This window comes from Microcoleus sp. T3_D1 (assembly GCF_036700405.1).
Taxonomy (GTDB): Bacteria; Cyanobacteriota; Cyanobacteriia; order Cyanobacteriales; family Microcoleaceae; genus Microcoleus.
Map to the genome: position 1 here is coordinate 1 of NZ_JAUBOV010000184.1, position 2,445 is coordinate 2,445.

At 40.7% G+C, this 2,445-nt stretch carries 3 protein-coding genes; all 3 read right to left on the reverse strand.

Annotated features, from left to right (window positions below):
* Nucleotides 1-445: 445 nt before the first annotated feature.
* The gene (locus QT992_RS33225; RefSeq protein ID WP_333232381.1) at nt 446-970 is read right to left on the reverse strand and encodes a hypothetical protein; all 525 of its coding nucleotides are present in this window, start codon (nt 968-970) and stop codon (nt 446-448) included.
* A gap of 589 nt (nt 971-1,559) precedes the next feature.
* On the reverse strand, nt 1,560-1,919 hold the full coding sequence (locus QT992_RS33230; protein WP_333232379.1) for a hypothetical protein: 360 nt from the start codon (nt 1,917-1,919) through the stop codon (nt 1,560-1,562).
* 283 nt (nt 1,920-2,202) lie between these two features.
* A complete protein-coding gene (locus QT992_RS33235; RefSeq protein ID WP_333343068.1) occupies nt 2,203-2,412 on the reverse strand; it encodes a hypothetical protein in 210 nt (69 codons plus the stop codon).
* Nucleotides 2,413-2,445: the final 33 nt, after the last annotated feature.

Genomic DNA, 2,445 nt, shown 5'->3' on the forward strand with positions numbered 1-2,445 from the left:
AACTAATTATGAAATGGAACCGAAAAATAAACAATAAAGGTAACTTAGTTAATGCAGTTTAGATGTCGAACAGCTTATCTAGCTTATATCCAGGTAACGTCGGTAGGATGGAGAGAATTCGTGCGGTCGCAATTGAACGGGGATTGAGTTTCAACGAGTGGAGCGAACAGATTGGCAAGGGTCTGATTCCCCTTGCCAATGGTGAAAAAAGTAACTAATCGCCTGTCAGAAAAGGAAGGGTTAGATCGAGAAAGCTTTCTATCAACTTGTTACCAGAACTTTTATTGATATAGAGCAATAATTGGCTCGTTGATTCTCTAAGCGTGCTAAGTAGGTGAAGATAAATAAAGGCCATTATGTCCGAAGAGAGGAACGAAGCAATTAGCTGGCACTTTGAGGTTACTTCGTTCATTTTGGATGACACGTAATATATATGTCCACCTGCTTAACTGGCTTTCAAAATTTGCTCCATTAGGGAGACAACTTGCTGCGGTCGATGCTCAAAATGCTTCTTGATTTGAAATTTTAACGAATCTACGGGCACATCTTTTTTGTTAAGTTTAAGGCGAATACGATTGCTTCGTGGCAGAGTGGAATTGAGCGCTCGAATAACGGTGCGGCATTGTCGAAGACTGAGGTTATCGACTTGAATGAAAGGCAGATTTAATGTATCGGTATCGAGTTGAATATTAGAAGCAAATTCGGCTTGAAATTGTAGAGAAGAGGTGAGTCGCTGTTCTTCTGTTAATTCTTGAGTAACTGTACATTCTTCGGCTACAGCAGGAAAAGAAGCAATTTCATTGAGAAGAGGCATCAAATCTTGGGCAATTTTTGCTGTGAATTTTTCAGAATAATTCATCTGCTTCGATGCTAACAGCGTAGCGATATAGTGAAGAATTAAGCCACCGTAACCAAAAATTACCACAGTTTCAATTGTGAGGGTAAGAAAATGCTGAATAGGTTCGTACATGATTATAATTTGCAAGCGGAACACCTCTCAAACGCGCTCGCGTTTAATATCAAAGCCTTTTAACAAAAACAGCCATTTAATTTATTGCAAAAGGGTTTTACGCTGACTTATTGAGCAACCTACATTCTCGGATAACAATAGTCCGGACAGTTTTTATAGGGCTGAATGGCTTATGCTCGCTTGACTTCGCAGCCCCTGTGGATAATTAAATCAATGTCAGCTCCACGCCTGACTTACATTTAATTCGACTTTTTTATGATCCTTGCCCTGTAAAGCTTGTAATATCGTTCCAAAAACTGTCCGGAGTATTGGGATAAAACCAATTAACCATAACTTACGCTTTGTAACTGTGTTGCAAAGCTTTGAGATTATTCGCCTTACTTGCGGAACCTTTGCTACGCTAGATGGTAAACTCCGTCAAGGGTTCAGAATGACATAATCAAGTTATTACTCCATAAGTGCTATTAACTAAATCCTTGTGAGAATGCGATCATAAATGTCACAAATCGAACTGATGCGGTGGGTGGGCGGGCCAAACAAATCCTGCTTGGAGCAGGATTTTATCCCCTTTATCGGGGGTCGTCATTGATTATTTGACAAAATCATCAATCTCTTCATGATCGTCAGTTGCCTTTTTCTTATGAGAAGCTTTGACTGCCGATTCGATATAACGGAAGTGCAAGTCAATCACTGCTTGCTCAGATGAAAGCCAGTAAACGTTGCTCAAGATTTCTTCAAGCATCTCGTCAGCCGAGTAGCCTTCATATTGCTTGTTAAACCAAGTATTGAACGCTTCCCAGTCAAGAGCTTTACCTTTCTGCAACTGTCGTTGTTTGGCACGTCCCGTTAACTCGCGGGCAACGTGCAAAAACATCTCGAAGCGCTGTTCTTCAAGAGTTTCTGCAAATTGCTTTTGCATCGGAGTTGGAGCGGATTTGCGATTAGCCATGATTAACCCTCAAGCGTGTTTTTTATTCACAACTAAAGCGACGACAGTTCGCTAATTACAATTAATTCAAAAAAATTAGTGGTGGGTGGGTGGGTAAAATCCAATTCACAACCAAGGTCAAAATTTCCTTGATTGTGAATTTGTTGGGTCTGCTTCCCAGAGCGTCCTGATTCGGACGGTGGCGACAATCATTACCCAGCATCGCAATTCGTGGAAAAGGCTTCGATAGAGGCAAAAAAATGCTCTGCTTTTTCAGCAGAGCTTTCTAATCAAACTTTAGCGATTATTCGTCGTCTTCCTCAAATTCTTCGTCTTCGTCTAAACTAAAATCATCCTCCTCATCGTCATCATCCTCATCCTCATCGCCTTCGGAGTCTTCGTCTTCGTCATCAATTTCATCGAGTATGTCATCAATTTCATCATCTTCATCATCGAGTTCGTCGTCCTCATCCAGGGTAATCGCATCTAATTTGGTATAAATTGTACTTGACAAATTACAGAAAAAAAACTATATAGGCCAGGAGTT

Coding starts and splice junctions, on each gene's coding strand:
- QT992_RS33225 (WP_333232381.1), bottom strand. CDS start 970: ATGTACGAACCTATTCAGCATTTTCTTACCCTCACAATTGAAACTGTG.
- QT992_RS33230 (WP_333232379.1), bottom strand. CDS start 1,919: ATGGCTAATCGCAAATCCGCTCCAACTCCGATGCAAAAGCAATTTGCA.